We start from the raw sequence: 26,187 nt of genomic DNA, 5'->3' as shown, positions 1-26,187 counted from the left end.
AACGGTACAGAGCGCCTCGCCGTGTCTGCGGATACCCGCGAGGCCATAGAGTTACGGGTAGTACACCCGCAGTTCGACGGCGCACCGCGGCACCCGCAGGGACGACAACCGCGCGTACGGGCCAGGACCGTACGACGAAAGAGGACGGCACAGATGACGACGGTTCCTCCGCAGACCGCTGACACCCGCTGGCGCTGCGCGCTCTGCGGGAATCTGACCCGCTTCGACGTCACCCGCTCGTCGAAGGTCGTCGAATACGTCCATCTGGACCTGGCCGGAGAACCCAGGGTCGAGGAGCGGGAGGTGCTCAGTGAGACCATCGAGTCCGTGCGCTGCCGCTGGTGCAACGCCGTGGACCGGATCGAATTGGTGGACAGGCCGGGGACGGACTCCTGAGGAGGCCGGCCGGAGGGTAGTGGGGTGACGGATCGTGGAGCAGCCTGACAGCGGCGCCGAGCCGGCCGGTGCGGCCGGCGACGCCGCAGAGGCGCTCGACCGGCCGTTGCCGGAAGGCGTCCGGCGCCGGGTCGTGGCGCTGGTCTCGGACGCCGTCGGCGGGCTCACCGTCGCCGAACTCCCGGCCCAGCTGCGGCAGTACGCCCGTTTCACCCCCACCCGGCGTGCCAAGTTCGCGGGCAACGCGATGGCCGCGGCGCTGGAGGGCGACGCCGTCTTCCGGCAGCGCATCGCCGAGCGGCTGGCGCATGCCCAGCCGGAGCTGTGCGCCGCGCTGACCGCCGGGTCGCCGCCCGCCGCCGCCGACCCCCTCGATGTGGCCGCCGCCGCCTATGTGCTGCGGCCCGCCGGATGGGTGAAACTCGTCGCCGCCGCGGGCGAGGAGGCCCAGCGCGCCGACGCGGAGCGCGCGGACGAGGCCGGACGGCGCGAGCTGGAGCGGCTGCGCGAGGAGCTGACCGAGGCGCGCGGACACACCAAGAGCGAGACCGAGCGGCTCCGCGTCGAGCTGGAGGCGGTCCGCAAGGAGGCCGAGGCGCTGCGCCGCAAGGTGCGCAGCGCCCAGAGCGACGTCAAGCGCGGTGAGGCCGCGCTGCGCCGGGCCGCCGCCGAGATCGAGACGGTACGGGCGGAGACCGCCGCCCAGGTGTCGTCCGCCGAGAGCGAGACCCGGCGGCTCAGGGCCCGGCTCGGCGAGGCCGAGGCCGCCGTGGAGGCGGGCCGGCGGGCCGCCCGCGAGGGCCGCTCCGTCGAGGACATGCGGCTGCGGCTGCTGCTCGACACCGTGCTCGACGCGGCCCAGGGGCTGCGCCGGGAGCTGGCGCTGCCGCCCGCCTCCGCCCATCCCGCCGACACGGTCGACGCGGTCGAGCCCGGCCGGATGTCCCCCAAGGACATCGCCGCCCGCGCGCTCTCCGAGACCGACCCCGCGCTGCTGGACCAGCTGCTGGCGCTGCCGCAGGTCCATCTGCTCGTGGACGGCTACAACGTCACCAAGACCGGCTATCCCACGATGCCGCTGGAGAAGCAGCGGCTGCGGCTGCTCGGCGGGCTCTCGGTGCTCGCCGCCCAGACCGGAGCCGAGATCACCTGTGTCTTCGACGGCGCGGAACTGGCGGCTCCGGTGCTGCTCGCCCCGCCGCGCGGCGTGCGGGTGCTCTTCTCCAAGCCGGGCGTGACCGCCGATGAGCTGATCCGTCAGCTGGTACGGGCGGAACCGCCGGGGCGGCCCGTGGTGGTGGTCTCCACCGACCGCGAGGTGGCCGACGGGGTGGCGAAGGCGGGTGCGCGGCCGGTGGCTTCGGTGCTGCTGCTGAAGCGGCTCTCCCGGGTCTGAGGGCGTGGTTCTTCGGGGCCTGAAGGTGCTTCCCCGTCCGTCGCACCGCCGCGGGCGCAATGTCAAATTCTTTACCCAATGCCCGAATTCGCTCGGATGTGAGCGGAACATAGCGTCAAATGCCCGTCACTACCGGTGGGATGCGGGTAAAAAATGCACTCCTGACCGAGATTTTTCGCGACAGGATTTGAAGTGATCACAAGAACGTCACTAGGGTCAGGCGTCGAACCTTCGCGCGGTTGATCACCCATCCGGGGTGGCAGCGAAGGACCGCCGATTCCGTGCGTCTCAGCCGTATCTCCGGGACTGTGCGCGGAGCCGGGGATCGACCCCACTGCCCGGTCGGCGGCTTCGAGGAAGAAGGAGTCGTCCTTCGTGGCGTCCCACCGTCGTCCCAAGCAGCCGAGCCGCGCCCGTGTCACCGTACTGACCGCGACCGCCGCCGCGGCCGTCGCCCTCACCTCCCAGAGCGCCCAGGCCGACCCCAAGCCGAGCAAGAGCGAGGTCAAGGCCAAGGTCGACAAGCTCTACGAGGAGGCCGGCAAGGCCACCGAGAAGTTCAACGGGGCCAAGGAGCAGCAGGGCAAGCTCCAGAAGCAGGTCGACACCATCCAGGACCGGGTCGCCCGCGGCCAGGACGGCCTCAACGAGCTCCGCGACAGCCTCGGTTCGGTGGCCAGCGCCCAGTACCGCTCGGGCGGCATGGACCCCTCGATGCAGCTCTTCCTCTCCTCCGACCCGGACGACTATCTGGAGCAGGCGTCCGCGCTGGACCAGCTCGGGGCCAAGCAGTCCGAGGCGATCGCCGAGATCCGGGCCAAGCAGCGCGCCCTCGCCCAGCAGCGCGAGGAGGCCCAGGAGAAGCTGGGCGATCTCGCCGACAGCCGCGCGGAGCTCGGCGCCAAGAAGCGCGAGGTCCAGAGCAAGCTGTCCGCCGCGCAGAAGCTCCTCAACTCCCTCAGCGCACAGGAGCGCGCCGAGCTCAGGCAGGAGGAGCAGAAGCGCGCCGACCGCGCCACCGAGCGCGCCGAGCTCGCGGCCGACAAGGCCGACAAGGCCGAGCCCGCTTCCGGACGGGCGTCCTCCGCCTACTCCGCCGGCCAGAGCAAGATCGGTAAGCCGTATGTCTACGGCGCCTCCGGCCCCGACTCCTTCGACTGCTCCGGCTTCACCTCCTGGTCCTTCGCCCAGGCCGGCATCTCCATACCCCGCACCTCGCAGGCGCAGGCGGCCATCGGCACCCGGATCACCTCGCAGAGCGATCTCAAGGTGGGCGACCTGGTGTTCTTCTACTCGGATCTGCACCACGTCGGCTTCTACGCGGGCAACGGCCAGATCCTGCACTCCCCGCGCACCGGCGCGGTGGTGCGGTACGAGTCGATCGACAACATGCCCTACCAGTTCGGGGTACGCGTCTGACCTCCCTCCCCACGACGGTGTGACCGGCCCCGGCATGCCGCCCAATCGGGGGAATTCCCACCCCCGTCGCTGACGCCGCGCCCCGCCGGTGACCTGTGGTCTCCCGGCGGGGCGCAGCCGCGCGCGCCCCCGGGGTCTTTGGCCGCCGTGCGCTCTCCCGGCTACTGTCTGCCGCGCAACAGCCTCGTACGGTGATCGCGCCGCCCGTGTACGCACACGGTGTGCCGCGCCCGTACGCATTTCCTCGTACACGCGGAAGGGAGCGCGGCACGTGGCGTCCCATCGACGGCCCCCGCAATCCGGTCTCACTCACAGCGCCAGGGCCACCGTTCTGTCCGCCGCGGCGGCGACGGCGGCGGCAGCGCTCGGGGCCGTACCCGCGAGCGCCGACCCGAAGGACTCCCCGCAGAGCGAGCGGGCCGCGGTGGACCGGCTGTTCGAGGAGGCCGAACGGGCCACCGAGAAGTTCAACGACGCCGGCGTGCGGGTGACGGAGCTGCGCCGGAAGGTGGCCCGCGCCCAGGACGGGGTGGCGCGGGGCCAGGAGCGGGTCAACCGGATGCGCCAGGCGCTCGGCGCGGTGGCGGGCGCGCAGTACCGCTCCGGCGGCATGGACCCCGCGCTCGATCTGCTGTTCTCCTCGGACCCCGACACCTATCTGATCAGGGCCGAGGCCCTGGAGCGGCTCGGCGAGCGCCACAGCGGCGTGCTCCGGGACTATCAGCGGGTCCAGCGCGAACTGGGCCTGGAGCGGACCGTGGCCCTGCGCGCCCTCGCCGGGCTCGAACGCAGCAGGGCCGCCGTCGCCCGGCACAAGCGGACCGTCGAGCGGAAGCTCGCCACCGCCCAGCGGCTGCTCAACACGCTGCCCGCACGGGACCGTGAGGCGTACGGCCGGGGCTCCCGCTCCGGACGCGGGGAGCCGCCCGAGCTCTCCGGCGCCGGACCGGCCACCTCCCGCGCCGCCGCCGCGGTGCGGGCCGCCCGCAGCGCGGTCGGCCGGCCCTATGTGTGGGGCGCCAACGGCCCCGCCGGGTTCGACTGCTCCGGGCTGATCCAGTGGTCCTACGCCCAGGCGGGCGTCGGACTGCCGCGCACCTCGCAGGCGCAGCGGCACGCGGGCCGCCGGATCCCGCTCTCCGAGGCCCGTCCCGGCGATCTGGTCGCGTACCGCTCCGACGCCAGCCATATCGGGATGTACATGGGCGGCGGCCAGGTCGTGCACGCGCCCTATCCCGGCGCGGCGGTGCGCTACGACCCCGTCGGCATGATGCCCGTCTCCTCGGTGACCAGGGTCTGAGCGCGGCGTCCGCGTTCCGTACGATCGGCAGCGTGGCGGATCACAGGCGGGCGGGACACGCGGCGGCACGGGCGGCGACGGGACTCGTCCTCGCCGTCGTGCTGCTGGCTCCGGCGCTGCTCTCGGGGTGTGCGCCGCCCAGGGTCGCCGACCCCGCGGCGGACGAGGTCCGGCGGGTCCTGGACGCCCGGGCGGCGGCCGTGCTCGCCCGCGACGAGCGGGCCTATCTGGCCGGGATCGAACCGGGCTCGGCGGAGCTGTACAGCACCGAGCGGCGGCGGTTCCGCGATATGGCGGACGTGCCCTTCGGCTCCTGGGAGTACCGGCTCGGCGCGGTGGACCGCGACGGCGACCGGGCCGTCGCCGGGGCCGAGCTCCGCTACCGCCTCAGCGGATACGACTCCGCGCCGGTCACCGCGGAGCGCGAGATCTCCCTGGAACGCCACGACGGCCGCTGGTACGTCGCGGACGACCGCCCGGCCGAGGGCGCGGCGGAGCTGCTCTGGCAGCAGGGCGAGGTCGAGGCGGTGCGCGGCGAACGGAGCCTGGTGCTCGCCGTGGGGCAGGACCCGGCCCGGGTCAGGGCCCTGGCCCGGGCCGCGGACCGCTCCGTGCCGGCCGTGACGGACGCCTGGCCGTCCCCGTGGGCCGGGCGGGTCGTCGTGCTCGTACCGGAGACGCTGGAGGCGATGGGGGAGCTGCTGGGGGCGCCCGCGGCCGGCTACGGGGGCATCGCGGCCGTCACCACGGGGGAGACCGGGGTGAGCGGGCCGGGCCCGGCGGACCGGGTGATCGTCAATCCGGCGGCGTACGGCGCCCTGGGCGACTTCGGCAAGGAGGTGGTGCTGACGCATGAGACCACCCATGTGGCCACCCGGGCGTACACCTCGCCCGCCACGCCGATGTGGCTCTCGGAGGGCTTCGCCGACTGGGCCGCCTACCGCGACACCGGCCGTACGGCGAGCCAGACGGCCCCCGAACTCCAGCGGGCGGTCCGCGCAGGGGACGCCCCCGCACGGCTTCCCGACGACGAGGACTTCGCCTTCGGCGGCGACGCGGACCGGCTGGCCCGCGCGTACGAGGGCGGCTGGCTGGCCTGCGAGCTGATCGCCGAGCGGTGGGGGGAGCGGCGGCTGACGGACTTCTACCGCGCGGTGGGGCGGGGGAGCGAGCAGACGGGCGCGGTCGAGCACGCGTTCGCCGAGGTGCTGGAGACCACCCCGGCGGATTTCACCGCCGAGTGGCGTGCCTATCTGCACGAACGCCTGGGAACGGCGGCGGAACCGGGCGGGGACTGAGCCCTGCGGGGTGAGCCGGCCGGCCCACCCCGCGGCACCAGGGGCTGCGGGCGGCCGTTGCCGTGCGGCGGCCGGGCCCTTTGGTGTCAGGGTGTCCCCGAGCCCGAGCCCGAGCCCGGGGCTGCGGGCAGCCGGACCGGGGGCCGCGTGCCCCTGGTCCGGGGGAGGGGCCGGCTGTGCTCTGACGGGCCGACGGGCCGACGGGCCGGTGCCGTGCGGTGCCCGGGTCGGGGTTCGCGGGGTCGGACGCGGCGGCCGGACCCGGTGGTGTCAGGGTGCCCCGAGCCCGAGCCCGGGGCTGCGGGCAGCCGGACCGGGGGCCGCGTGCCCCTGGTCCGGGGGAGGGGCCGGCTGTGCTCTGACGGGCCGACGGGCCGGTGCCGTGCGGTGCCCGGGTCGGGGTTCGCGGGGTCGGACGCGGCGGCCGGACCCGGTGGTGTCAGGGTGCCCCGAGCCCGGGGCCGGCGCTGTCTGTGCTGTCTGTGTTGTCTACGGAGTTGGCGGTTCGACCGGTTCACCGGGTCCCCCGGGCCGGAGCCCGGTCCTCCGGCCCCTGGTGGGGGACATGGCCCGGTACGCTCCGGGCCGTGTCCCCCAGGGCAGCCGCGGCCACCGCGGCCCCCGTGCGCCCCGGGACCGTCCCCCGCCACAGCCGGCGGCACGCCACCCCCGCCGCCGCGACCAGCAGCCCGTTCCGCACCGCGATCAGCCCCACCCCCAGCGGATCGCTCGCCACCACATGGGCGAACCAGACGGGAAACTCCAGCACCGTCACCCCCGTCGCCGCCAGCACCAGAGCGGCCGGCAGCCCCATCCGTCCGCCCTGGGACACCAGACAGACGGCGGCCAGCCCCACCAGCCAGAGCAGATACTGCGGACTGATCACCCTGCTGGTCACCGTGAACAGCAGCACCGCCGTGAACGCCGCGTCCGCCGGGACCCCGGGCCCCCGCACCCGGGCCCGCAGCCGCCACACCCCGAGCCACCCCGCCGCCGCTGCCGCGAGCACCAGCGCCAGCGCCGACACCAGGGGGACGTACGGCCCGAGGAACTCCATCGACCCGTAGTTCAGCCGTACCTCCCCCGCCCAGCCCGCGTGCCGCGCCAGATGGAACACCAGCGCCCCCAGCGACTCCACCTCCGTCCCCCGGTCCCGCTGAGAGCTCGCGAAGGCCAGCGCCCCCGGCATCGCCGCCGCTGCCGCCAGCGTCAGCCCGCCCGCCGTGAGCGCCGCCGCACCGCAGGCCCGGCGTGCCGTCCGGCCGCGCGCGAGCCCCACCAGCAGCAGCACCGGCCAGACCTTGAGCAGCGCCCCGAACCCCGCCAGCACGCCCAGCACCCGGGGGCGGCGCGTCCCCGCCAGCAGCGCGGCCACCGCGACGGCCGTCACCATCAGGTCGTAGCGCGCGTACCCGGTGGGCCCCAGCAGCGGCACCCCCGCGATCCAGGCCCAGACCCCGCGCGCCGACCCGCCCGCCCGTCCGGCCGCGTACTCCAGCAGCCCGTACACCAGCGCGTCACAGAGCAGCACCAGAAGGAAGAAGGCCCCGGCGTAGCCGAGAAAGGGCAGCAGCCCGGGGGAGAGCACGGCGAGCGCCGCGCCCGGCGGGTACTGCCAGGCGACGTCGTCCGGCGGGAAGACGCCGGTGCGCAGCACCTCGTACCAGCCCTGGTAGATCACCGACACATCGGTGGTGACGTCCGGGCCGGGGAAGGTGACGGCCTTCAGGACGCAGAGCAGCAGCGCCGCTCTGGTGAGAAGCCACACCAGGAGCCGGATACCGCCGCGTGCGCCCGCCATCGCAGCTCAGCCCCTTTCCTCCTGGGGAACGGCGAAATCCTCATGATGCCGCGCGGGCCCCATCGCCGCGGTCAGGCGGGGCCGTTCGGAGCCGCCCGCGGACTTCGGTACTGTCGGCAGGCGATGCACAAGACCCTGATCGTGACCAATGACTTCCCGCCCCGCCCCGGCGGCATCCAGGCGTTTCTGCACAACATGGCGCTGCGCCTGGATCCGGACCGGCTCGTCGTCTACGCCTCCACCTGGAAGCGCGGACCCGAGGGCCGGGAGGCGACCGCCGCCTTCGACGCCGAGCAGCCGTTCACGGTCGTACGCGACCGAACGACGATGCTGCTGCCCACGCCCCGGGTCACCCGCCGGGCCGCCGCCCTGCTGCGCGAGCACGGCTGTGAGTCCGTGTGGTTCGGAGCCGCCGCCCCGCTCGGGCTGATGGGCCCCGCGCTGCGCCGGGCGGGGGCGCGGCGGCTGGTCGCCACCTCGCACGGCCATGAGGCCGGCTGGGCGCAGCTGCCCGCCGCCCGGCAGCTGCTGCGCCGGATCGGCGAGGGCACGGACACGATCACCTATCTGGGCGAGTACACCCGCTCCCGGATCGCCGCCGCGCTCACCCCCGAGGCGGCCGGCCGGATGGTCCAGCTGCCGCCCGGCGTCGATGAGAAGACCTTCCATCCGGGCTCGGGCGGGGACGCCGTCCGCGAGCGCCTCGGGCTGGCCGGCCGCCCGGTGGTGGTCTGCGTCTCCCGGCTGGTGCCGCGCAAGGGGCAGGACACCCTGATCCGGGCGATGCCCGCGATCCTGGCGGAGATCCCCGACGCGGTCCTGCTGATCGTCGGCGGCGGTCCCTACGAGAGCGATCTGCGCACCCTCGCCCGGGAGACCGGGGTCGAGTCCGCCGTGCGCTTCACGGGCGCGGTGCCCTGGTCGGAGCTGCCCGCCCACTACGGCGCGGGCGACGTGTTCGCGATGCCCTGCCGCACCCGCCGGGGCGGACTGGACGTGGAGGGCCTCGGGATCGTCTATCTGGAGGCGTCGGCGACCGGTCTGCCGGTGGTCGCGGGCGACTCCGGCGGTGCGCCGGACGCGGTGCTCGACGGCGAGACCGGCTGGGTGGTCCGGGGCGGCTCGGCGGAGGAGTCGGCCGAGCGGATCGTGACCCTGCTGTCGGATCCGGAGCTGCGCCGCCGGATGGGCGAGCGCGGACGGCAGTGGGTGGAGGAGAAGTGGCGCTGGGATCTGCTGGCCGGGAAGCTGCGCACTCTCCTCTGAAAATCCACAAGATCATCCGTTCCCTGACAGATCGCTGAGCTGCGTAAAGACATTCACTGACGGGAAGTCGATTTCCACCCTGAGAGGTATGGGCAGCAGGCCGGTTCTCATCGATGATCGGCGTATGGCATCCCATCTGACACGTCGTCATCTGCTGGGCGCGGCGGCCCTCCAGACCGCCGCCGCACTCGGCTTCACCCGGATCGGTCTCTCCTCGGCCGCCGCCGTGGAGCCCCCCGCCGCCGACCGCGCCCCCGCCGTCGTCATCGGCTCCGGGTACGGCGCGGCCGTCGCCGCGCTCCGCCTCGGCCAGGCGGGCGTCCGTACGATCGTGCTGGAGATGGGCCGGCTCTGGGACACCCCGGGCCCGGACGGAAAGATCTTCTGCCGCACCATCGAGCCCGACCAGCGCTCCATGTGGTTCCGCAACCGCACGGAGGCCCCGCTCTCCACCTTCCTCTGGCTCGATGTGGTCAACCGGCGGATCGACCCGTATCCGGGGGTGCTGGACCGGGTCGCCTACGGTGACATGTCCGTCTACGTCGGCCGTGGCGTCGGCGGCGGCTCACTGGTCAACGGCGGCATGGCGGTCACCCCGCGTCGTGACTACTTCTCCGAGGTCCTCCCGCAGGTCGACGCGGCGGGGATGTACGAGACCTACTTCCCGCGCGCCCGCCGGATGCTCGGCGTCAACGACGTCGACCAGGCGTGGTTCGAGTCCACCGAGTGGTACCGCTTCTCCCGGGTCTCCCGGAAGCACGCCCACCGCGCCGGGCTGGGCACCGTCTTCGTGCCCAATGTCTACGACTTCGACTACATGCGGCGCGAGGCCGCCGGCGAGGTCCCCAAGTCGGCGCTGGCCGGAGAGGTCCTCTACGGCAACAACCACGGCAAGCGCAGCCTCGACAAGACCTATCTCGCGGACGCCCTCGCCACCGGGAAGGTCACCATCGAGACGATGAGCCGGGTGCGCGCGATACGCCGCGAGGCCGGCGGGGGGTACGTACTGACCGTGGAGCGCTCCGACGACACCGGACGGGTCGTCGAGACCAAGGAGATCGGCTGCGGCCGGCTCTTCCTCGGCGCGGGCTCCCTGGGCACCACCGAACTGCTGCTGCGGGCCCGTGAGACCGGCGCGCTGCCCGATCTGCACCCCGAGGTCGGCCAGGGCTGGGGCCACAACGGCAATGTGATGACCGCCCGCGCCAACCATCTCTGGGACACCGTCGGGGCCAGGCAGTCCACCATGCCCGTGCTGGGCATCGACGACTGGAACAACCCCGTGCACCCCGTCTTCGCGGAGATCGCGCCGCTGCCGATGGGCCTCGAACACTGGATCAGCCTCTATCTGGCGATCACCAAGAACCCCGAGCGCGGCGCCTTCGTCTACGACGCCGCGACCGACTCCGCGAAGCTGAACTGGAACCGGTCGCAGAACGAGCCCTCGGTCGACGCGGCCAGATCCCTCTTCGACCGGCTCAACCGGGCCAACTCCACCATCTACCGCTACGACCTCTTCGGCGGCAACCGGGTCTTCGCCGACGACTTCACCTACCACCCGCTGGGCGGCTGCGTCCTGGGCCGCGCCACCGACGGCTACGGACGCGCCAAGGGCTGTCCGGGACTGTATGTGGTGGACGGCTCGCTGGTGCCCGGCTCCATCGGCGTCAATCCGTTCGTCACCATCACGGCGCTCGCCGAACGGAACATGGAGCGGATCATCCAGCAGGATCTGGCCGCCTGACCGGGTGCTTGTGCCTGGAGCCCGCCGGGTCCCGCTGGTCCTCCGGGTCCTCCGGGTCCTCCGGGTCCTCCGGCTGTCCGGAGGACCAGCGGGACCCGGCCTCAGCCCCGGTAGATGGCCTCGATCTCATCGGCGAAGTCCTTGGCCACCACATTCCGCTTGAGCTTCAGCGACGGGGTGATATGGCCCGCTTCCTCGGTGAACTGGGCTCCGAGGACCCGGAACTTCCGCACCGACTCCGCCTTGGACACGGCCGCGTTCCCGTCGTCCACCGCCCGCTGGATCTCCGCCAGCAGCTGCGGGTCCTCCCGCAGCGAGCCGGCCGTCGAACCGGCCGGCTTGCCGTGCGCCGTGGCCCAGCGGCCGAGGAACTCCTCGTCCAGGGTGATCAGCGCGCCCACGAAGGGCCGTCCGTCGCCGACCACCATGCACTCCGCGATCAGCGCATGGGCGCGGATACGGTCCTCGATCACCGCGGGCGCGACGTTCTTGCCGCCGGCGGTGACCAGGATCTCCTTCTTCCGGCCGGTGATGGAGAGATAGCCGTCCTCGTCCAGCGTGCCGATGTCGCCCGTGTGGAACCAGCCGTCGGTCAGCGCCTCGGCGGTCGCCTCCGGGTTGTTCCAGTACCCCGTGAAGAGATGCTCACCGTGCAGCAGCACCTCCCCGTCGTCGGCGATCCGCACCACCGAACCGGGCAGCGGCTGGCCGACCGTGCCGATCTTCTGCCGGTCCGGGGGGTTGAACGAGGTGGCGGCGCAGGTCTCGGTCAGTCCGTACCCCTCCAGCACCGTGAACCCGATGCCCCGGAAGAAGTGCCCCAGCCGCTCGCCCAGCGGCGCGCCGCCGGAGATCGCGTGCTCGATGCGCCCGCCGAGCACCGCCCGCAGCTTGCTGTAGACGAGCTTGTCGAAGACCAGATGCTTCAGCCGCAGCCCCAGCGACGGGCCGCGCGCGGTGTCCAGCGCGCGGCTGTAATCGATCGCCGTCTGGGCCGCCTTGTCGAAGATCCTGCCCTTGCCGTCCGCCTGCGCCTTGGACCGCGCCCCGTTGTAGACCTTCTCGAAGACCCGCGGTACGCCGAGGATCAGCGTCGGCCGGAAGGTGGCCAGATCGTCGGTGAGATTCCTGATGTCGGGCACACAGCCCAGCTTGATCGGGGCCATGATCGCCGCCACCTCCACCAGCCGTCCGAAGACATGGGCGGCGGGCAGGAACAGCAGCACCGAGCACTCGCCGGTACGGAACAGGGGCTTCAGCCGCTCGACCGCGTTGCCGCACTCCGCGAAGAAGGCGCGGTGGCTCAGCACACAGCCCTTGGGGCGGCCCGTGGTGCCCGAGGTGTAGACGATCGTCGCGGGATCGTCCGCCCGCGCGATCCGGCTGCGCTCGTCGACCGTGGCGTCGGGGATCTCCGCACCCGCCGCGATCAGCGCGTCGACCGCGCCCGACTCGATCCGCCAGAGCTCGCGGAGCGCGGGCAGCCGGTCGCGTACCGACTCCACCGACGCCGTGTGCGCGTCGCTCTCCACCACCGCCGCGACCGCGCCCGAGTCGGCGAGGATCCAGGAGACCTGCTCGGCCGAGCTGGTCTCGTACACGGGGACGGTCACCGCCCCCGCGTACCAGATCGCGAAGTCCACCAGCACCCACTCATAGCGGGTACGGGACATCAGGGCCACCCGGTCGCCGGGCTCCACACCCGCCGCGATCAGGCCCTTGGCCACGGACCGCACCTCCGCGAGGAACTGCGTGGAGGTGACGTCGGTCCAGACCCCGTCGACCTTTCTGCCGACCACGGCCACATCGGGATGCTGAGCGGCGTTGCGCCGGATCAGATCCGTCAGATTGCCGTCCGCGGGGACCTCGTACAGGGCCGGAAGGCTGAACTCGCGCAAGACTGCTGCTCCTCATCGGGCGCCGGCGCCACGGCTCTCGGTGTGATGCACCGGTTGCGGTCCAAGATCGGGCAGGTGCTCATCGGGCGGTGAGCACGACTGGACTGCCCGGACGTTACCCATCGGTACTCTGTTACCGATAGGGGTTCCGGCCAATGTTTTCCGCGTCACACGTATATGACAGTACTTCGCGCAGGGTAGTCCACTCGCCCGCAATGCCGGAAGAACGACCGGTCAGGCCCCTCTGTCCAGATGACGACACGACCTAGGGTGGCCGCCATGCGAGGCACGCGAGTGAATGTGGTCAGCGACGTACACGGCAACGTCAGGGATCTCGCCACGGCGGGGGACGGCGCCGACGCCCTGATCTGCCTGGGCGACCTGGTTCTCTTCCTGGACTACGCCGATCACTCGCGCGGGATCTTCCCCGAGCTCTTCGGCGTCGCGAACGCCGACCGGATCGTGGCCCTGCGCACCGCCCGGCGGTTCGAGGAGGCCAGGGAGCTCGGCCGCAGGCTCTGGACGGAACTGGACATGGACCGGGACACCGCCATCGAGTCGGCGGTACGGAAGCAGTACGCCGAGCTCTTCGCGGTCTTCCCCACGCCGACGTACGCCACCTACGGAAATGTCGACATTCCAGCTCTCTGGCCCCAGTACGCCCGCGCGGGCACCACCATCCTGGACGGCGAGCGGACGGAGATCGGCGGCCGGGTCTTCGGCTTCGTCGGCGGCGGACTGCGCTCCCCGATGCGCACCCCGTTCGAGATCTCCGACGAGGAGTACGCGGCCAAGGTCCTGGCGCTCGGCGAGGTCGACGTACTCTGCTCGCACATCCCGCCCGACGTGCCCGAGCTCACCTACGACACCGTCGCCCGCCGCTTCGAGCGCGGCAGCCCCGCACTGCTGGACGCCATCCGCCGCACCCGGCCCCGGTACGCCCTCTTCGGCCATGTCCACCAGCCGCTCGTCTCCCGGATGCGGGTCGGGGCGACGGAGTGCGTGAACGTCGGGCACTTCGCCTCCACCGGGCGGCCCTGGACCCTGGAGTGGTGAGCGGGGCGCTCCGGGTCCGGCTTGGCTCGGCTCGGTGACGGCCGGGTCCGGCGCCCCGGGCGCCTGGTGACCGCCGGGCCCTGAGACGGCCGCCGGCCAGGGCGCGATAGCCTGCACAGCACACAATCACCCGGTCCGTACCGCAGTCCGTACCGCACTGTTGAGGAGCCGCAGCGATGGCCGAACACACCACGTCGAGCATCACCATCGAGGCGGCGCCGGCCGAAGTGATGGGAGTCATCTCCGACTTCGCCCGCTACCCCGAGTGGACCGGCGAAGTGAAGCAGGCCCAGGTGATCTCCGAGGACGACCAGGGCCGCGCCGAGCAGGTCCGGCTCGTCCTCGACGCCGGAGCGATCAAGGACGATCACACCCTCGCCTACACCTGGCACGGCGCCGACCAGGTCAGCTGGAGCCTGGTGAAGTCCCAGATGCTGCGCGCGCTCAACGGCTCGTACACCCTCACCCCCGTCGGCGGCGGCGACCGCACCGAGGTCACCTACACCCTCACCGTCGACGTCAAGATCCCCATGCTGGGCATGATCAAGCGCAAGGCCGAGAAGGTCATCATCGACCGCGCGCTCGACGGACTGAAGAAGCGCGTCGAGAGCGGACCCGCCGCCTGATGCGCACGGTCCTCGTCACCGGCCTCGGCGGCGCGGGCCGTACCACCGTCGCCGCGGCGACCGCACTCGCCGCGGCCGGCCCCGGCCGCCGGGCGCTGCTGCTCACCGCCGACCCCGGCGACGTCCTCGGCGCCCCCCTCGCCACCGATCCCACGGAGATCGCCGAAGGGCTCTGGGCCGCCCGCGTCGACAGCGGCGCCGCCTTCCGGACCGAATTCCTCGCCCTCCAGGAACGCGGCGCGGCGGTCCTCGAACTGCTGGGGGCGAACCGGCTCGCCGGCGAGGAGCTGACCGAGCTCCCCGGCAGTCCCCAGTTCGCCCTGCTCCGTGCCCTGGCGGACGCCCGGACCGGCGGCTGGGACCTGGCCGTCCTCGATCTGCCCCCGCTGCGCGAGACGATCGACCTGCTCGCCCTGCCCGAACAGCTGCGCCGCTATCTCCGCCGGCTGCTGCCGCCCGAACGCCAGGCCGCCCGCGCCCTGCGCCCGGTGCTCGCCCAGCTCGCCGGGGTCCCCATGCCCGCGCAGTGGCTGTACGAGACCGCCGCCCGCTGGGACACGGAGCTGGCCGCCGTCCAGGACCTGATCACCGCCGACGACACCGCCCTGCGACTGGTCGCCGAACCGGGACCGGCCGCCGCCGACGCCCTGCGCGCCGCCCGCACCGGGCTGGCGCTGCACGGGCTGCGGACCGAGGCGCTGGTGGCCAACCGGATACTGCCCCGGCACTCGTCCGACACCTGGCTCGCCGCGCTCGCCGCCCAGCAGGAGAAGGCCCTGGGGGAGTGGTCCGGCGACTGGGTGCCGCGGTGCCAGGTGCGGGAGATCCCGCACCTGGGGCGCGACCCGCGCGGCCCGGAGGACCTCGCCTCTCTCGCGGCGGGCGGGGCGCTGGCCCTGGCGGCCCCGTCCGGCCCCGCCGAGCCCTGGGAGCGGATCACGGACCGCCGCGCCGAAGACGGGACGCTCAGCTGGTCGATCCGGCTGCCCGGGGCCGACAAGAAGAGCATCGGCCTGGTCCGCCGGGGCGACGAGCTGCTGCTGCGGGCCGGCCCGTTCCGCAGGATCGTTCCCCTGCCGTCCGTGCTGCGCCGCTGCACCGTCTCCGGCGCGGCGCTCGCCGACGCCGTCCTCACGGTCCGCTTCACCCCCGACCCGCAGCTGTGGCCCCGTACCCCGTGAGCCGTACGGAGCCGCACCCGGCTCGCCCGGCACCGTCCCGGGCTCGCTCGGCGTCGCGGAGCCGTTTCCGGCTCGCTCGGCCACGCGGGCCCCTGAGCGGCACGGCGCTGAACGGCACGGCGCTGAACGGCCCGCGCCCATTCGGGTACCGTCGAGCGTGCGAGTGCCCCCAGCAGACCGACGCCCCCGTGCAGGAGTAACGCCATGAGCGATGCCACCGAGCGACCCGACGCCGCCGCCGACATCGACGCCGACGCGTGGGCCGAGGCGTGCGCCGAAGACCTCGCGGCCGAGAAGGCCCGCCGCCGCGCCGAGCACGGGGCGCCGCCCGGCTCCGCCGCCGAGGAGCTGCGCAAGCTGCTCGGGGCCGTCGCGGACAAGGTCACCGAATTCCAGTCCTCGCTGCCCGGGGTGGCCGCGCAGAGCGCCGTCCGGCAGCTGGTCGACCAGGCGAAGTCCGCCGTCGAGCCGGTGATCGAGCGCAACCCCCAGGTCTTCGACCATCTCGCGGCGGCGGGCGGTGAGCTGCTGGCCGCCTACCGGTCCGCCGTCTCGGGCCATGAGAGCGGCTGGACCCAGCGCTCATCCGACGGAGCTGCCGGAGCCGCCGGAACCGCCGGGGCGGCCGGGGGCGATGAGACCGACCCGGCGGGGCGCGAGCCCGGAAGCCGGCGGGACGGGGACCCGGGCCCCGGCGAACAGATCGATCTGGACTGACATCTCGGCTGACCAGGCGGTCTCCTCGGGTACGGTTGGCCGAGCGGGGCACGACCGAATCTGAGGGACACATGGGACTCACCATCGGCGTCGACATCGGCGGCACCAAGATCGCGGCGGGCGTGGTCGACGAAGACGGCGCGATCCTCGAAACCCATACGGTGCCCACGCCGCCGACCGCGCAGGGCATCGTCGAGGCGATCTGCTCGGCCGTGGCCGGAGCGGGCTCGGGACATGAGATCGAGGCCGTCGGCATCGGAGCCGCGGGCTATGTCGACGACAAGCGCGCCACCGTGCTCTTCGCGCCCAACATCGACTGGCGCCATGAGCCGCTGAAGGACAAGGTCGAACACCGCGTCGGACTGCCCGTCGTCGTGGAGAACGACGCGAACGCGGCGGCCTGGGGCGAGTACCGCTTCGGCGCGGGCAGGGGCCACGACGACGTCATCTGCATCACGCTCGGGACGGGCCTGGGCGGCGGCGTCATCATCGGCAACAAGCTGCGCCGCGGGCGCTTCGGGGTGGCCGCGGAGTTCGGCCATATCCGGGTGGTCCCGGACGGACTCCTCTGCGGCTGCGGAAGCCAGGGCTGCTGGGAGCAGTACGCCTCCGGACGCGCGCTCGTCCGGTACGCGCGCCAGCGGGCGAACGCCACCCCCGAGAACGCCGGAATCCTGCTGGGCCTCGGGGACGGGACGCCCGACGGCATCGAGGGCAAGCACATCAGCGCGGCGGCCCGGCAGGGCGACCCGGTGGCGATCGACTCCTTCCGCGAACTGGCCCGCTGGGCCGGCGCGGGCCTCGCGGACCTGGCGTCGCTCTTCGACCCGTCCGCGTTCATCGTCGGCGGCGGGGTCTCGGACGAGGGCGAACTGGTCCTGGACCCGATCCGCAAGTCCTTCCGCCGCTGGCTGATCGGCGCCCAGTGGCGCCCCCACGCCCAGGTCCTCGCCGCCCAACTCGGCAACAAAGCCGGCCTCGTCGGCGCGGCAGACCTGGCCCGCCAGGGCTAGGCGCATTCCGCCACCTGGTCGGGGTGCGGGAGTTGTCGGGGGCGGAAGGGCGACACGGCTTCCGTACCAGCCACGGGAAGACTGAACGGGATGGGCACAGGTCCCGCCCGCCTGCCGTATCCCGGTCGGGTGGGCGGGGCTACTCGCCGCCCTGGTCGCCCTCGGGGGACCGATCCGCGACCTACGTTCCTCGCTGCGGGACGACGAACAACAGGTCCTCGGAGACCAGGACAGTCCGGGGGAGGCTGAGACGCGGAGGTTCGGGGCCCGCGCCCCCGCCCCGGGGCCCTAGGGTTCCCCCATGCCCGCCCTCCGCGTCCTCACCTACAACATCCGCTCCCTCCGCGACGACGAAGACGCCCTCGCCCGCGTCATCCGCGCCTGCGCCCCCGACCTGGTCTTCATCCAGGAAGCCCCGCGCTTCTTCCGCTGGCGCAAGCACGCCGCCCGGCTCGCCGCCAAGTCCGGTCTCGTCGTCCTCGGCGGTGGTGCCACCGCCGCGGGACCGCTGCTGCTCTGCTCGCTGCGGGCCACCGTCGAACGCACCGAGGACATCCTGCTGCCCCGCGCCCCCGGCCAGCACCGCCGGGGCTTCGCCACCGCCGTCGTACGGATCGGGGGAGCCCGGATCGGCGTGCTCAGCTGCCATCTGAGCCTTCAGACCGGGGAGCGCTACGAGCAGGCGGGCCTGGTCCTCGACCGGCTCGCCGCCCTGGACGTCCCGTATGCCATCGCCGCCGGAGACATCAATGAGCGGCCCGCCGGCCGCGCCTTCCGGCGGCTCGCCGCCGAGCTCCAGGACTGCCGGGCCGTCGCGCCCCTGGGCGGCGAGCACACCTTCCCGTCGGAGCGACCGGTGCGCCGGATCGACGCGATCTTCGCGAGCGAGGGCATCACGGTCCAGGGCTGCGGGGTGCCGCAGGACCTCCCCGGGATCACCCCGGCCGATCTGAGCGCCGCCACCGACCATCTCCCGGTGCTGGCCACGCTCACCGTGCCCGAGTCCTGAGCCCGCCCCGCGCTCCCCGGGGCGGCTCAGACCACCGCGCCCCGGCCCGGGTCGTCGTCCTCGTCGTCCCCGGTCGACATCCGGGCCACCAGCGTCACAAAACCGCCCAGGAACCCGCCGACGCACAGCGTCGTCAGCCACCAGGTCATATCCCACCGGAACAGCACGGCGAGCAGCATCAGCACCGGCCCGCCGATCACCGCCAGCCAGGCGAACTTCGCCGTGACATCGGCCTCCGGCAGCGGCGGCGGCTCCGGCGGCACGAAGTGCCCCTCGTCGGACTCGTCCAGATCCTCGTCCTTGGGCTCGGCCATCCGGTAGTCCCGGGGACCCGCACCGCCGACGCCCGGCGCGAAGGTGATCGAACTGCCGAGCGCGGGCCGGTCCTCCTCCGGCTCCGACTCGGAGCCCGGCCCGGAGTCCTGCTCGGACTTCGCCGTCGACTCCGGCTCGGACTCGGCCGTGGACTCCGGCGATTTCGAAGACCGGGGCGCGTCGTTCACCCCGTCTTCGAGCCGTGCCAGATCCTCCACCGACTTGAACGGCTTGGCGCCCGGCGGATCCGCCGGCTCCTCGCCGTAGCCCGCGACGATGGCGGCCCAGGCGGCCTCCTCGTCGATGGGCTGCGGCTCCCGGTCCGCGTCATGCTGCTCAGCCACCGGCGCTGCTCCCCTTCTTCCCGATATCCGGAGCGAACCGGCCGACAAACGCGTGACTCTCCTCGAAAATCCGCTCCGCATCGTGGTCCAACGTCGCCACGTGGTAGCTCTGTTCCAGCAGAATCTCCTTGACTTCGGTGGAGGAGACCCGGCTGAGGATTCGCGCGGAGTCGACCGGCGGCACCGTATGGTCCTGCGGGCTGTGCAGCAGCAGCAGCGGCTGGGTGACCTGGGGAAGCTCACCGTCGACCAGCCGCAGGAGATTCCGCAGGGAGTACGCGGCTCGCAGCGGCACCCGGTCGTAGCCGACCTCCTGCACGCCCGGCTTGGCGATATCGCTGGCGATCCCCGGTCGGCTCCGGATGAAGTGCCGGGCCACGGGCAGTGCGTGCGCACCGGCGCCATGCAGCTTGTTCGCCGGGTTCACCAGGACGATGCCCGCCACCGCGTCCCCATGCCTGGCCGCCAGCCGCAGGGTGAGCGCGCCGCCCATGGAGAGCCCGAAGACGAAGACCGTGGAGCAGCGCGCGATCAGCTCGCGCAGCTCCCGGTCCACCTCGGCGTACCAGTCCTGCCAGCCGGTGAGCTGCATGTCCTGCCAGCGGGTGCCGTGTCCGGGCAGCAGCGGCAGGGAGACGGTCAGCCCGCGCTCCGCCAGATGCTCGGCCCAGGGGCGCAGCGACTGCGGTGAACCGGTGAATCCATGACAGAGGAGGACACCGACCTCGCCGCCCTCATGGCGGTAGGGCTCGGCTCCGGGAAGGACCGGCACCGGGATCTCCTGTTCTCTTTTTCTATGGAATCGAGCTCGAAGGGTGTACCTCACCGTACGCGACCGGACTGACACCGACCAGATCCGGTCGGCCTCCGACGCGGGGATAGCCCGTCACCTCGGGTTAAGGTCTGTTCGACAGCAATAGGAGGCATTCGAGTTGATCTACGGCGCAATGAAGTTCTCCCTTGGGGGCTCGCTGAAGCTTGCCTTCAGACCCTGGGTGGAAGGTCTGGAGAACATTCCCGCCCACGGCCCGGCGATCCTCGCGAGCAACCACCTCTCGTTCTCGGACTCGTTCTTCCTCCCCGCGGTGCTCGACCGCAAGGTCACCTTCGTGGCCAAGGCGGAGTACTTCACCTCGCCCGGAGTGAAGGGCAGGCTCACCGCCGCCTTCTTCAAGGGCGTCGGACAGCTCCCGGTGGACAGGTCGGGCGCGCGCGGCGCGGCCGAGGCGGCGATCAAGGCGGGGATCGAGGTCATCGAGAGCGGCGGGCTCTTCGGCATCTACCCGGAGGGCACCCGTTCCCCGGACGGCCGGCTCTACCGGGGCAAGCCGGGCGGTCTGGGCCGGGTGGCGCTCGCCACCGGGGCCCCGGTGATCCCCATCGCCATGATCGACACCGAGAAGATCCAGCCGCCCGGCAAGGTGATCCCCAAGCTGATGCGGCCGGGCATCCGGATCGGCAAGCCCCTCGACTTCTCCCGTTACCAGGGCATGGAAGAGGACCGCTACATCCTGCGCTCGGTGACCGATGAGGTCATGTACGAGATCATGAAGCTCTCCGGCCAGGAGTACGTCGACATCTACGCGATGGTCGCCAAGCGCCAGCTGGCCGAGGAGGAGAAGGCCGCGAAGGCCGCCGCCAAGGCGGCGGAGAAGGCCGACAGGGCCGAGGCCAAGGCGGAGACGGAGACGGACGGCGCGACGGGCGGCGGCGCGGAGAAGAAGGACCGTCCGGCCGCGTAGTCGGCGTTCGTTCTCGTCGCGCGTTCGTTCTGGGGGGAAGACGTGGGGAAGTCGGCCAAGCGCGAGCGGGTCGTGCGGATGTCGGTGGAGCTGCCGCTGTGGCGTGCCCTCACCGGCTATCGCGTGCTGACCATGGGGTACGCGGTACTGCTCTTCCTCTCCACCCCGGACCGCTTCGAGCGGCCCTGGGTCGCGGCCGGGTTTCTCACCGTGCTCTGCGGGTGGACGCTGGCCACCCTGCCCAGGGTGTTCAGCGCCGAGCGCTGCACCAAGCGGTTCCTCGGCATCGATCTCACCATCGCCGTCACCGGCATTCTGCTGACCCCGCTCGCCGACGCCCAGGCCCAGCAGGTCGACGGGGCGACGCTGCCCTCCATCTGGGCGGCCGGCTCCGTGCTGGCCTTCGCCCTCAAAGGCGGCTGGCGGTGGGCGGCCTTCGCCTCCTCCTTCGTCGCGGTCGCCAATATCGTCCAGCGCGGCGAGCCCAGCCGGGAGACCTTCCACGCCGTGCTGCTGGTCTGGATCGCCTCCATCGCCATCGGCTATGTGGTGGAGGTCGCCCGCGCCTCCGAGCGCACCCTCGCCCGCGCGCTGGAGATCGAGGCGGCGACCCGGGAGCGGGAGAGGCTGGCCCGGGACATCCACGACAGCGTGCTCCAGGTGCTGGCGATGGTGCAGCGGCGCGGCGCGGCGATCGGCGGTGAGGCCGCCGAGCTGGGCCGGATGGCGGGAGAGCAGGAGATCGCGCTGCGCACCCTGGTCTCCAGGGGGGCGCCGCCCGTCTCCGGAGGCGCCGCGCACGATGCCGCGAGCCCTGCGGTCGGCGCCGCGGACACGGACGAAGAAGCGGCGGACGGCCCCGGCGGGTGCGATCTGCGCTCGCTGCTCGCCCGGCACGCGGGCCCCAGAGTCACCCTCTCCGAGCCTGGCGCGCCCGTCCTGCTGCCGGCGCGGGCGGCCGGGGAACTGGCCGCCGCCGTCGGCGCGGCCCTGGACAACGTCGCGCGGCACGCGGGCGACGGCGCGCGCGCCTGGATCCTGATCGAGGACTGGCCGGACGAGGTCGTCGTCACGGTCCGCGACGACGGACCCGGCATCGCGGAGGGCCGGCTCGCGCAGGCGGAGGGGGAGGGGCGGCTCGGGGTCGCCCTCTCGATCCGCGGGCGGCTGCGGGATCTGGGCGGCACGGCCGAGCTGATCTCGGTTCCCGGCCAGGGCGCCGAGGTCGAGTTGCGGGTCCCGCGGGTCCTGTCGGCGAAGCCCCCGCGCGTCCCGGGACCCGGCCGGACCGCCCGCGGTCCGGACACATCGGCGGAGACGGACGCACGCGAGGCGTCACGGGGGAAGGCGGACGGCGGATGAGGGGCCGGCAGCCGGTGCGGGCGATGGTCGTGGAAGGCATGACGGGGGAAGGCAAGGCATGACGGGGCAAGGCGGAGAGCGGATGACGGATCGGCAGTCGGTGAAGGTCATGGTCGTCGACGACCATCCGATGTGGCGGGACGCGGTCGCCCGCGATCTGGCCGAAGCGGGTTTCGACGTGGTGGCGACGGCGGGCGACGGGCTTCAGGCGGTCCGCCGCGCCCAGGCCGCCGCGCCGGATGTGCTCGTGCTCGATCTCAATCTCCCCGCGCTGCCCGGCGTCCAGGTCTGCAAGGAGCTGGTCGGCTCGCTGCCCGGACTGCGGGTGCTGGTGCTGTCGGCGAGCGGTGAGCACGCCGATGTGCTGGAGGCGGTCAAGTCCGGCGCGACCGGCTATCTCCTCAAGTCGGCGAGTACGGAGGAGCTGACCGACGCGGTGCGGCGCACGGCGGCGGGCGACGCGGTCTTCACCCCGGGGCTCGCCGGTCTGGTGCTGGGGGAGTACCGCAGGCTCGCCTCCGAACCCGCCCCCGCCGCCGGGGCGGACGAGCCGAAGGCCCCTCAGCTGACCGAGCGGGAGACCGAGGTGCTGCGGCTGGTGGCCAAGGGGCTGTCGTACAAGCAGATCGCCGAGCGTCTGGTCATCTCCCACCGCACGGTCCAGAACCATGTGCAGAACACCCTGGGCAAGCTTCAGCTGCACAACCGGGTGGAGCTGGTGCGCTACGCGATAGAGCGGGGCCTCGACGACGCGAGCGCCTGACCCGCCCACGCGCCTCCTTGAGCCGGCGACCGGGGTGTCGACCCGCCTCCTCGGGCCGACGCGAGCACCTGACCCGCCCACGCGCTCCTTAGGCCGACCGGGCGTGCGTCAAACGCCTCCGCGCCCCTCGTACGAGTGAATACGCGACCGTGCCGGGGGCGCGCGGACCCCCTCCCGGGCGGCTCCGGCATGCCTCCGGGGCCCGTAGGGCAAGGGATGCGCGAGGGCGGTTCGCAAAGACCGCGTCTCGGACAGAAATTGACCTTCCCTCCCATCCCGGAGTGACCTGGATCACCATTAGCGTGACGGTCCACAGGGCTCACCAGGCGAAGGGAAGTATCCATGCGCGTCGGAGTACTGACCGGGGGCGGCGACTGCCCCGGCCTCAACGCTGTCATCCGCGGCGCCGTCCGCAAGGGCGTCCAGGAGTACGCGTACGAGTTCGTCGGTTACCGCGACGGATGGCGCGGACCGCTGGAGAACGACACGGTCCCCCTCGGCATCCCCGCGGTCCGTGGCATCCTGCCCCGTGGCGGCACCATTCTCGGCTCCTCGCGGACCAACCCGCTCAAGGCGGAGAACGGCATCCGCCGCATCAAGGACAATCTCGCCAAGGCCGAGGTCGACGCACTGATCGTGATCGGCGGCGAGGACACCCTCGGGGTCGCCGCCCGGCTCCACGACGAGTACGGCGTCAACTGCGTCGGCGTCCCCAAGACCATCGACAACGATCTGTCCGCCACGGACTACACCTTCGGCTTCGATACCGCGGTCGGCATCGCCACCGAGGCGATCGACCGGCTGCACACCACCGCCGAGTCCCATATGCGGGTCCTGGTGGTGGAGGTGATGGGACGCCACGCGGGCTGGATCGCCCTGCACTCCGGACTCGCCGGGGGCGCCAACGTCATTCTCATCCCCGAGCAGCGGTTCGATGTGAGCCAGGTCTGCGAGTGGGTGACCTCGCGGTTCCGGGCCACCTACGCCCCGATCGTGGTGGTCGCCGAGGGCGCGGCGCCGCAGGACGGCGACGCGGTCCTCAAGGACGGCTCGCTCGACTCCTTCGGCCATGTACGGCTCTCCGGCGTCGGCGAGTGGCTGGCGAACGAGATCGAGAGGCGCACCGGCAAGGAGGCCCGCACCACGGTTCTCGGCCATGTCCAGCGCGGCGGCACTCCGAGCGCCTTCGACCGGTGGCTGGCCACCCGCTTCGGACTGCACGCCATCGACGCGGTACGGGACGGCGACTTCGGCAGGATGGTCGCGCTGAAGGGCACGGACATCGTGCGGGTGCCGATCGCCGAGGCCACCGCCAAGCTCAAGACGGTCGATCCCGAGCTGTACGCGGAGGTCGGGGTGTTCTTCGGCTGACGGCCGCCCGAACCGGCCCGGCACCGCCCGGGGCGCGGGAGATCCCCACGACGCCCGGGCGACCGGGCCGCGTTCGCAGACCGGTCGCCGGGGCCTGAGCGGGCCCCGGGCCCCGTCGCCCCCTCAAGCCGGACGGGCGAGCCCCCTCAAGACCGGCCTCAAGACCGGCCTCAAGACCGGCCTCAAGACCGGCCTCAAGACCGGCCTCAGGGCCGGACGAGCGGTGAGCCGGAGAGCAGCTCGCGCAGCACCCCCGGCCCGTCCAGTGTCAGCACCGACTCCGGATGGAACTGCACCGAGGCGAACGAGGCCGACCGCAGCGCGTGGACCTCCCCGGTCGCCGGATCACGCGCCGTCTCCACGCCCCGGGCCGCCAGCTCCGCCGCCTGCCTCCCGTCGCAGACCGCGGTGAAGCTGTTGTAGAAGCCCGCCGTCTCCACCCGTCCGAAGAAGTCGATGCGCTCCTGCGCCCCCTGGTACGGCGCGTCCTTCCGTACGATCCCGAGGCCCAGCTCGGCGGCGATCAGCTCATGGCCCAGACAGACCCCGAGCAGCCCATGGCGGTGCTCCCGCAGCAGTACGGCGGTGAGCTCGCGCAGAAAGCGCATCTTCGGATCGGCGGGGTCGCACGGATCGCCCGGACCGGGCCCCAGCACCACCGGACCGGTGTGGGCGAGCGCCGCGTCGCGCAGCCCCGGCTCGTCGAAGCGCCGTACCGTCACCTCCAGACCGGTCGACCGGAGCAGATGCGCCAGCATCGCCGTGAAGGTGTCCTCGGAGTCGATCACCAGCGCATGCCCCCGGCGCTCGGCCGCGGATTCCTGCATCCGCAGCCAGAACGGCGCGAGCGAGGACCGCCGCCCGTCCAGCGCGGCGCGCACCCGGGGATCGTCGGCCAGCCGGGGCCGCGCCGCCGGCTCCCGCGCGGCTGCGGGGCGCACCCCGAGCGCGGCCAGCACCCCGGCCGCCTTGGCATGGGTCTCGGCGACCTCGCCCGCCGGGTCGGAGTGGCGTACCAGCGTGGCCCCGACCGCCACCTTCAGCCCGCCGTCGGCGTCGATGTCGGCGGTACGGATGAGAATGGGCGAGTCGAGGGTCTGCGCGCCGCTCGCGTCCCGGCCGATGAGGGCCAGGGCCCCCGCGTAGTAGCCGCGCCCGCCCGCCTCATGGCGTTCGATGACCCGGCAGGCGTTCTGCACCGGGGAGCCGGTGACCGTCGCCGCGAACATGGTCTCCCTGAGCACCTCCCGCACATCGAGCGAGGAACGGCCGCGCAGCTCGTACTCGGTGTGCGCGAGATGCGCCATCTCCTTCAGCCGGGGCCCGACCACCACCCCGCCCATGTCGCCCACCGTGCACATCATCTTCAGCTCCTCGTCCACGACCATGGAGAGCTCGTCGCGCTCCTTGGGGTCGTCGAGGAAGCGGAGCAGCGCGTCCGCGTCCGGGCCGCCGGGCGGATAGCGGAAGGTGCCGCTGATCGGGTTCATCACCACGGTCCCGCCGCCCCCCGCCCGTCCGGAATCGCCGCCTCCGGTCATCCGTACGTGCACCTCGGGACTGGCGCCCACCAGGGTGCGCTCCCCGGTGCAGACGACGAACGTCCAGTACGCGCCCCGCTCACCGGCCAGCAGCCGCCGGAACAGGGCCAGCGCGTCGGCCCGTCCGAACCCGGGGATCCGGCCCGTGTAGGTGCGGCGGATGACGAAGTTCGCGCCCTCGCCGCCGCCGATCTCCTCGTCGACGACCCGCCGGACGACCTCCGCGTACTCCGCGTCCGGCACATCGAAGCCTCCGTCCTCGACCCGCACCCCCCGCGCGGGGAGCGCCGCCAGGGCGTCGGGGAGCGGGAGGGCGTACGACTCGTCGGCGATCAGCAAGCTCAGCGGTGTGCCGTCGTCGCGCACATCGAAGCCGCGCTCCCTGATCTGCCGGAACGGGATCAGCGCGAGAACGGGACGGTCGGTGACGGGGATCTCGCCCAGCGTGCCGATCTCGGCGACCGGGCCGATCAGCAGCTCGACGGTGTCCTGATCATGTCCGGGAGTACGCCGGTGGAGCAGGGCGAAAGGGCGGTCGTCGGCGAGAAGGTCGGCGAACAGGTCGGCGACGACGCGGTCAGGGGCGGGTCCTGTGGGGTGCATCCGGTGGGTTCCTTCCAGGGATCCAG

22 protein-coding genes are annotated in these 26,187 nt (G+C 72.7%); 17 read left to right on the top strand and 5 right to left on the bottom strand.

Going from position 1 to position 26,187, the window contains the following annotated elements:
* The first annotated feature begins 153 nt into the window (after positions 1–153).
* The 5 genes from FF041_RS12365 to FF041_RS12345 all read left to right on the top strand — a co-directional run bounded on the left by FF041_RS12365 (position 154) and on the right by FF041_RS12345 (position 5,809).
* Positions 154–396, top strand: coding sequence for a hypothetical protein (locus tag FF041_RS12365; protein WP_153486714.1), 243 nt, complete (start codon positions 154–156; stop codon positions 394–396).
* Positions 397–430: 34 nt separating this feature from the next.
* Positions 431–1,792, top strand: coding sequence for an NYN domain-containing protein (locus FF041_RS12360; RefSeq protein WP_323391781.1), 1,362 nt, complete (start codon positions 431–433; stop codon positions 1,790–1,792).
* A gap of 375 nt (positions 1,793–2,167) precedes the next feature.
* Entirely contained in the window at positions 2,168–3,211 is a 1,044-nt protein-coding gene (locus FF041_RS12355; RefSeq protein WP_323391780.1) for a C40 family peptidase, read from the top strand.
* Between the two features lie 271 nt (positions 3,212–3,482).
* A complete protein-coding gene (locus FF041_RS12350) occupies positions 3,483–4,511 on the top strand; it encodes a C40 family peptidase (protein ID WP_323391778.1) in 1,029 nt (342 codons plus the stop codon).
* A gap of 32 nt (positions 4,512–4,543) precedes the next feature.
* Positions 4,544–5,809 (top strand): hypothetical protein, encoded by a 1,266-nt coding sequence (locus FF041_RS12345; RefSeq protein WP_323391776.1) that lies wholly within the window; start codon positions 4,544–4,546, stop codon positions 5,807–5,809.
* A 514-nt stretch (positions 5,810–6,323) separates the two neighbouring features.
* Here the strand turns inward: FF041_RS12345 and FF041_RS12340 are convergent.
* Positions 6,324–7,610: a glycosyltransferase family 87 protein gene (locus tag FF041_RS12340; RefSeq protein ID WP_153522875.1), complete on the bottom strand. Its 1,287-nt coding sequence runs from the start codon at positions 7,608–7,610 to the stop codon at positions 6,324–6,326.
* 123 nt (positions 7,611–7,733) lie between these two features.
* Here FF041_RS12340 and FF041_RS12335 point away from each other — a divergent pair, with 123 nt between their 5' ends.
* Positions 7,734–8,876, top strand: a complete 1,143-nt coding sequence (locus FF041_RS12335; protein WP_153522874.1) for a glycosyltransferase family 4 protein — start codon at positions 7,734–7,736, stop codon at positions 8,874–8,876.
* A gap of 124 nt (positions 8,877–9,000) precedes the next feature.
* On the top strand, positions 9,001–10,620 hold the full coding sequence (locus FF041_RS12330; protein ID WP_153522873.1) for a GMC oxidoreductase: 1,620 nt from the start codon (positions 9,001–9,003) through the stop codon (positions 10,618–10,620).
* Positions 10,621–10,721: 101 nt separating this feature from the next.
* Here the strand turns inward: FF041_RS12330 and FF041_RS12325 are convergent, their stop codons facing one another.
* Positions 10,722–12,518, bottom strand: coding sequence for an AMP-dependent synthetase/ligase (locus FF041_RS12325; protein ID WP_153522872.1), 1,797 nt, complete (start codon positions 12,516–12,518; stop codon positions 10,722–10,724).
* 279 nt (positions 12,519–12,797) lie between these two features.
* Between FF041_RS12325 and FF041_RS12320 the strand changes: the two genes are divergently transcribed.
* From FF041_RS12320 to FF041_RS12295, 6 genes are all read left to right on the top strand, one after another.
* A complete protein-coding gene (locus FF041_RS12320) occupies positions 12,798–13,574 on the top strand; it encodes a metallophosphoesterase family protein (protein WP_153522871.1) in 777 nt (258 codons plus the stop codon).
* 176 nt (positions 13,575–13,750) lie between these two features.
* Entirely contained in the window at positions 13,751–14,200 is a 450-nt protein-coding gene (locus FF041_RS12315; protein WP_153522870.1) for an SRPBCC family protein, read from the top strand.
* On the top strand, positions 14,200–15,381 hold the full coding sequence (locus FF041_RS12310) for an ArsA family ATPase (protein WP_153522869.1): 1,182 nt from the start codon (positions 14,200–14,202) through the stop codon (positions 15,379–15,381). The genes FF041_RS12315 and FF041_RS12310 overlap by 1 nt, the downstream gene beginning before the upstream one ends.
* 204 nt (positions 15,382–15,585) lie before the next feature.
* On the top strand, positions 15,586–16,098 hold the full coding sequence (locus FF041_RS12305) for a DUF5304 domain-containing protein (protein WP_153522868.1): 513 nt from the start codon (positions 15,586–15,588) through the stop codon (positions 16,096–16,098).
* Positions 16,099–16,169: 71 nt separating this feature from the next.
* Complete coding sequence (locus FF041_RS12300; RefSeq protein WP_153522867.1) at positions 16,170–17,111, top strand: ROK family glucokinase; 942 nt, start codon at positions 16,170–16,172, stop codon at positions 17,109–17,111.
* 301 nt (positions 17,112–17,412) lie between these two features.
* A complete protein-coding gene (locus FF041_RS12295; RefSeq protein ID WP_153522866.1) occupies positions 17,413–18,120 on the top strand; it encodes an endonuclease/exonuclease/phosphatase family protein in 708 nt (235 codons plus the stop codon).
* Between the two features lie 26 nt (positions 18,121–18,146).
* On the opposite strand, the gene FF041_RS12290 is transcribed toward FF041_RS12295, so the two are convergent.
* Both FF041_RS12290 and FF041_RS12285 read right to left on the bottom strand, forming a co-directional pair.
* Complete coding sequence (locus FF041_RS12290; protein WP_323391773.1) at positions 18,147–18,779, bottom strand: hypothetical protein; 633 nt, start codon at positions 18,777–18,779, stop codon at positions 18,147–18,149.
* The gene (locus FF041_RS12285) at positions 18,772–19,551 is read right to left on the bottom strand and encodes an alpha/beta hydrolase (RefSeq protein ID WP_323391771.1); all 780 of its coding nucleotides are present in this window, start codon (positions 19,549–19,551) and stop codon (positions 18,772–18,774) included. The genes FF041_RS12290 and FF041_RS12285 overlap by 8 nt, the downstream gene beginning before the upstream one ends.
* A gap of 175 nt (positions 19,552–19,726) precedes the next feature.
* Between FF041_RS12285 and FF041_RS12280 the strand changes: the two genes are divergently transcribed.
* The 4 genes from FF041_RS12280 (at position 19,727) to FF041_RS12265 (ending at position 24,017) form a co-directional block, all read left to right on the top strand.
* Positions 19,727–20,521 carry a lysophospholipid acyltransferase family protein gene (locus FF041_RS12280; protein ID WP_153522864.1) on the top strand — a complete coding sequence of 265 codons (795 nt, stop codon included), beginning with the start codon at positions 19,727–19,729 and terminating at the stop codon, positions 20,519–20,521.
* A 78-nt stretch (positions 20,522–20,599) separates the two neighbouring features.
* Positions 20,600–21,883 carry a MacS family sensor histidine kinase gene (macS, locus tag FF041_RS12275; RefSeq protein ID WP_153522901.1) on the top strand — a complete coding sequence of 428 codons (1,284 nt, stop codon included), beginning with the start codon at positions 20,600–20,602 and terminating at the stop codon, positions 21,881–21,883.
* A gap of 82 nt (positions 21,884–21,965) precedes the next feature.
* Positions 21,966–22,646, top strand: a complete 681-nt coding sequence (locus FF041_RS12270; RefSeq protein WP_153522863.1) for a response regulator — start codon at positions 21,966–21,968, stop codon at positions 22,644–22,646.
* A 342-nt stretch (positions 22,647–22,988) separates the two neighbouring features.
* Positions 22,989–24,017 (top strand): 6-phosphofructokinase, encoded by a 1,029-nt coding sequence (locus tag FF041_RS12265; RefSeq protein ID WP_153481551.1) that lies wholly within the window; start codon positions 22,989–22,991, stop codon positions 24,015–24,017.
* A 206-nt stretch (positions 24,018–24,223) separates the two neighbouring features.
* Here FF041_RS12265 and FF041_RS12260 read toward each other — a convergent pair whose 3' ends face one another.
* On the bottom strand, positions 24,224–26,161 hold the full coding sequence (locus FF041_RS12260; RefSeq protein ID WP_153522862.1) for an anthranilate synthase family protein: 1,938 nt from the start codon (positions 26,159–26,161) through the stop codon (positions 24,224–24,226).
* Positions 26,162–26,187 lie beyond the last annotated feature (26 nt).

It is taken from the genome of Streptomyces jumonjinensis (assembly GCF_009600885.1).
GTDB classification, from domain to species: domain Bacteria; phylum Actinomycetota; class Actinomycetes; order Streptomycetales; family Streptomycetaceae; genus Streptomyces; species Streptomyces jumonjinensis.
The sequence above is the reverse complement of the archived record's forward strand: the minus strand, read 5'-3'. Positions and strand labels throughout refer to the sequence as shown.